Origin of the sequence: Acinetobacter sp. YH12072, from assembly GCF_013419565.1 — a bacterium.
Classification (GTDB): Bacteria; Pseudomonadota; Gammaproteobacteria; order Pseudomonadales; family Moraxellaceae; genus Acinetobacter.
The window spans coordinates 1-4,633 of the sequence record NZ_VOZV01000074.1 but is presented as its reverse complement, the minus strand read 5'-3'; the positions used below and the strand labels follow the sequence as shown (position 1 = coordinate 4,633).

Below are 4,633 nucleotides of genomic sequence, written 5' to 3'. Positions count from 1 at the left end.
AATACCAGCGCACAGCCCAAAGAATGATTTCGCCCTGAAAATGCCGACCATGGAAAGGATTCATATGCTGCACCTTTAGCTAAAACAGTCTTCAGCTTACCATTCGTGGTTATTTGCAACAGTGCCCGTTGCACCTGTTGCAATAATCAGGGCATCACAAGTGAACTCTTCCATATCACCTTTTAGAACGAATGGACGAACGCTTAAATCAACTTCGTTGATATGGTCATAGACAATGTCAGTACCAAAGCGTTCAGCATGCGCTTGCATACGTTCCATGAGTGCAGGACCAGTTAGACCTTCAGGGTCACCCGGCCAATTGTCGACTTCGGTTGTTGTGGTCAACTGACCACCTAGCTGTAAACCGGCAATCAGCGTTGGCTTTAAGTTGGCACGTGCAGCATATACAGCTGCGCTATAACCCGCAGGGCCTGAACCTAGAATAATTAATTTAGAATGTCTCTTTTGCATTTAATATCACCTAGCGTTTACAAACTACGCTGATTCACACGTTTAGATAATTCTTCAGCCGATTCCTTACGTTCAGAATAACGATCTGTCAGGTATTTGCTTTGACCACGGGTCAGTAGGGTGAACTTAAATAACTCTTCCATCACATCCACAATCCGGTCATAGAAAGCTGAAGGTTTCATTCGTCCATCTTCTTCGAATTCCAAGAATGCTTTTGGAACTGAGGACTGATTTGGAATGGTGATCATCCGCATCCAACGACCCAAAATACGCATCTGGTTCAGGCTGTTAAATGACTGTGATCCGCCACTGACTTGCATCAAGGCAAGAGTTTTACCTTGGGTGGCACGGATTGCACCCCCTGCCAGTGGAATCCAGTCTATTTGTGATTTAAAAATTGAACTCATAGAACCATGGCGTTCAGGTGAACACCAGACCATGCCTTCTGACCATGCTAAAAGTTCATGCAACTCTTTTACTTTTGGATGCTCAGTATCCGCATCTTCAGGTAAAGGAAGCCCTTTAGGATGAAAGATTTTTACTTCCGCCCCAAAATGCTCCAGGATTCGACCGGCTTCAAGAACGGCAAGGCGACTGTAAGAGCGTTCTCGATTCGAGCCGTAAAGGAGCAAAATGCGAGGGGGATGAGCAAGTTCTTTTGCCTGAACTTTTTCAAAAGTCGGTTGCTCAAGAAGATTAAGATCTACGTTTGGGAGATTCATAGAATTAGGCCTCTTTAAAAACTTTTTTTCTCAGCCAGAGCGAAACACTCACCAAGGCAATCAACACCGGAACTTCGACCAATGGACCAATAATCGTGGTAAAAGCAACAGGTGAAGCGATACCAAAAGTGGCAATTGCGACTGCCAGTGATAATTCAAAATTATTCCCGGCTGCAGTAAATGCGATTGCTGTGGTCTTAGGATAGTCATTGCCCATCCATTTACTCATGAAGAAGCTGATAAAGAACATCAAAACGAAGTAAATGGTTAAAGGAACCGCGATTCGTAAAACTTCCAGTGGAAGACTCACGACATCACCACCTTTTAGGCTAAACATGGCCAGAATCGTGAACAGTAAAGCCATTAAACTCAGCGGGCTGATTTTCGGAATAAACTGAGTTTCATACCACTCTACCCCTTTTTGTTTCACCAGAATCCAACGCGTTAAGAAACCCAACAGAAATGGAATACCAAGATAAACCAGAACAGCATGGGTGATGGTCCAGAAATCAACATTAATGACCTGTGAAGCAACACCGAAATAAGGTGGCAGGAAGGTCAGGAATAACCAGGCATAGGTACTGAAGAATAAAATCTGGAAGATACTGTTAAAGGCAACTAAGGCTGCAACATATTGATTATCACCACAAGCTAGGCCATTCCAAACCAATACCATGGCAATACATCGAGCTAGACCAATTAGGATGACACCAGTCATATATTCGGGATAGCTATGTAAAAATATAATAGCCAGAGCAAACATCAGTACTGGGGCAATTAGCCAGTTTTGTATTAAAGATAAAGTTAGTGTTTTTTTATCTTTAAATACTTGTGGCAACGTCGCATAGTTCACTTTTGCCAGGGGGGGATACATCATCAGAATAAGACCAACTGCAATTGGAATATTCACAGAGTTGATACTTAATTGATCGAGTGCGACAGAAGCTTGCGGAAAGAAGTTTCCGATTGCAATACCTAGAGCCATGGCAATAAAAATCCATAGCGTCAGGTTACGATCTAAAAAGGATAAGCGTTTTTCAGACATATCTCTTACTCAACATTCGAAATTTTATTGATTTCAGCAATGAGTTCAGGACGAGAAAGTTTATTTACATCTAGGGCAAATAAAGCATCTAAACGACGGTTGATATGTTCAACAGTGGTCATAAAAGCTTTCATTTTTTCTTCTTTATTTACTTCCAGGTGTGAAGGATCAGCTAGGCCCCAATGTGCCTTGATTGCTCCACCCAAATAAAGTGGACAGGCTTCTTGAGCAGCAGAGTCACATACCGTGATCACAACATCAGGTTGGTACTGTTCACAGTCATCAATCGTTTTACTCCATAAACCTTCAGTAGATAACCCTAAGTTTTCAAGGGTTTCTAAAGTTAGCGGGTGAACTTGACCTGAAGGCTTACTCCCAGCGCTATAGGCTTTCCAACCTTCTGGTGCTCGGCTATTAAACAAAACTTCAGACAAAATGCTACGGCAGCTATTTCCAGTACATAAAAATAAAAATTTCATTGAATTACTCACAATAACTATTTACAGAAAGGGGGTGTTGATCATCCAGCTTTGATTGAGATTGAACCGTCTTCAAAATATCTAAAATTTCATAACACCAGTTGGCCAATTTTGGATTGATACTGTAGTAAACCCATTGGCCTTGTCTGCGATCTTGAAGTAGCCCTGAAGCACGTAAAAGGGCTAAATGTCTTGAAATTTTAGGTTGACTGAGTTGTAGTTTTTCAGTCAAATCACATACACATAGTTCTTTATTTTCAACAATTAATGTCACTATATTGAGACGTGTTTCATCTGATAAGCATTTAAAAAAATTAACTTGATCCATATAAGTCTCCTTCACATTCTTTCCATTCAAGAGATGAGAAAGTGCTATTTAATTCTTAGGCCATTTTCATCAATAATTTTTTCACCATCTTCTTTGCTAAATGCGCCTTTCTGAGGAAACGGGAGAATATCCAAAACAACTTCAGAAGGACGACACAAACGTGTACCTAAATCCGTAACAACGAATGGGCGGTTAATCAAAATAGGATGTTGAAGCATAAAATTTAAAAGCTGTTCATCAGACCAATCTTCCCGAACAATTTCTAAATCAGAATATGGAGGTACATTTTTACGAATTGCTTCTCTAACACTTAAACCAGCACTACGAATAAGTTCAATTAATTCTGCTTTCGAAGGTGGGGTAATTAGATATTCAATAACGATTGGTTCAATTCCTGCATTTTGAATTAAAGCTAAGGTATTCCTTGATGTACCACACTCAGGATTGTGATAAATCTTTATGGTCGAGAACATTTTGACTGACTCTGCTATTAGAAACTCAGATATATTTATATACGTATTTCCACATATATGCAAATACATATATTGATTTTATTTAAATTACTTAATGTCAATAAATGTATATATATTCTTGCAAATTCTTATGAGTGAGAAAAAACTCGTTATTTAAATATGTATATTTAGAGCATAGCCTAACGGAACAAAATAAAGTCTTAAAAAGCAACTCAAAAACCGTATTTATAGACTTAATATTTAATTTCGGTACAATATGTATTTAATTATCTAAACTCTAACGGTACAGAATGCCTAATCAGGTCGGATATATTCGAGTCAGTTCAACTGAACAAAATACTGAACGTCAATTAGATGGAATCAGCCTGGATAAGACCTTTACTGAAAAGGCAAGCGGTGGTAGCCGTGAACGTCCTCAGTTAAATGCAATGCTCGACTATCTGCGTGAAGGTGATACGGTGCATGTTCATAGTATTGATCGTCTGGCACGTAATACAAATGATCTGAACGAAATTGTGAATAGTCTGAATGATCGTGGTATAACCATTATTTTTCATAAAGAGAATTTGACCTTCAGTCATGATGTAGCACAATCGGCAATAAATAAACTCATGTTTCAGATGCTTGCTGCATTTGCAGAGTTTGAACGCTCCATGATCCGTGAGCGTCAAAAGGAAGGAATTGCAAAAGCCAAAGCGAAGGGCTTATATAAGGGAAGAAAGCGGAAGGTTGACTATGTTGAAATACGAAAAGCAATGGCTGAAGAAAATTCAACATTTAGAGGTGTTGCAGAAAAGTTTAAAGTAGGGATAGCAACAGTACAAAGAGCTTTAAAAGAAGAAACTAATAATCAATAAGGTTGATTAATGAAGACGCTTAGATATTCAAATTTAGAAAAGATCATGACCATTTATACTGAAATTTCTACTTATATTACATTTCATAATGCGACTGGTTTAACAGATATAAATAAATCAATGGAAGATTTTTGAACCGTACCGGGTTTGTCGGAGACCAAGCTTTCTGAGAGAATGTCCCGATGAAAAAAGTAAAATATACCCCTGAAATCAGAGAAAGAGCGGTTCAATTATTGATTGAATCCGAGAAAGATTATC

Annotated in this window: 6 protein-coding genes and 1 pseudogene; 1 reads left to right on the top strand and 6 read right to left on the bottom strand. The window is 38.9% G+C overall.

Annotated features, from left to right (window positions below; genetic code table 11):
- Positions 1–126 precede the first annotated feature (126 nt).
- The 6 genes and pseudogenes from FTU19_RS15895 to arsC all read right to left on the bottom strand — a co-directional run.
- A pseudogene (locus tag FTU19_RS15895) lies at positions 127–471 on the bottom strand (FAD-dependent oxidoreductase); the annotation flags it as partial.
- Between the two features lie 17 nt (positions 472–488).
- Entirely contained in the window at positions 489–1,193 is a 705-nt protein-coding gene (gene arsH / locus FTU19_RS15890; RefSeq protein ID WP_005253621.1) for an arsenical resistance protein ArsH, read from the bottom strand.
- Between the two features lie 4 nt (positions 1,194–1,197).
- Positions 1,198–2,238, bottom strand: coding sequence for an ACR3 family arsenite efflux transporter (gene arsB, locus FTU19_RS15885; protein WP_010116223.1), 1,041 nt, complete (start codon positions 2,236–2,238; stop codon positions 1,198–1,200).
- Positions 2,239–2,243: 5 nt separating this feature from the next.
- Entirely contained in the window at positions 2,244–2,717 is a 474-nt protein-coding gene (locus FTU19_RS15880; RefSeq protein WP_004726772.1) for an arsenate reductase ArsC, read from the bottom strand.
- Between the two features lie 4 nt (positions 2,718–2,721).
- Positions 2,722–3,045, bottom strand: coding sequence for a metalloregulator ArsR/SmtB family transcription factor (locus tag FTU19_RS15875; RefSeq protein WP_004644742.1), 324 nt, complete (start codon positions 3,043–3,045; stop codon positions 2,722–2,724).
- A 44-nt stretch (positions 3,046–3,089) separates the two neighbouring features.
- The gene (gene arsC, locus FTU19_RS15870; protein WP_004644743.1) at positions 3,090–3,518 is read right to left on the bottom strand and encodes an arsenate reductase (glutaredoxin); all 429 of its coding nucleotides are present in this window, start codon (positions 3,516–3,518) and stop codon (positions 3,090–3,092) included.
- Between the two features lie 290 nt (positions 3,519–3,808).
- Here arsC and FTU19_RS15865 point away from each other — a divergent pair, with 290 nt between their 5' ends.
- Positions 3,809–4,375: a recombinase family protein gene (locus FTU19_RS15865; protein ID WP_006581699.1), complete on the top strand. Its 567-nt coding sequence runs from the start codon at positions 3,809–3,811 to the stop codon at positions 4,373–4,375.
- Positions 4,376–4,633 lie beyond the last annotated feature (258 nt).

Bases quoted from the DNA above. Each gene is read 5' to 3' on its own strand.
- FTU19_RS15880 (WP_004726772.1), bottom strand. From the start codon at position 2,717: ATGAAATTTTTATTTTTATGTACTGGAAATAGCTGCCGTAGCATTTTG.
- FTU19_RS15865 (WP_006581699.1), top strand. From the start codon at position 3,809: ATGCCTAATCAGGTCGGATATATTCGAGTCAGTTCAACTGAACAAAAT.
- arsC (WP_004644743.1), bottom strand. From the start codon at position 3,518: ATGTTCTCGACCATAAAGATTTATCACAATCCTGAGTGTGGTACATCA.
- arsB (WP_010116223.1), bottom strand. From the start codon at position 2,238: ATGTCTGAAAAACGCTTATCCTTTTTAGATCGTAACCTGACGCTATGG.
- FTU19_RS15875 (WP_004644742.1), bottom strand. From the start codon at position 3,045: ATGGATCAAGTTAATTTTTTTAAATGCTTATCAGATGAAACACGTCTC.
- arsH (WP_005253621.1), bottom strand. From the start codon at position 1,193: ATGAATCTCCCAAACGTAGATCTTAATCTTCTTGAGCAACCGACTTTT.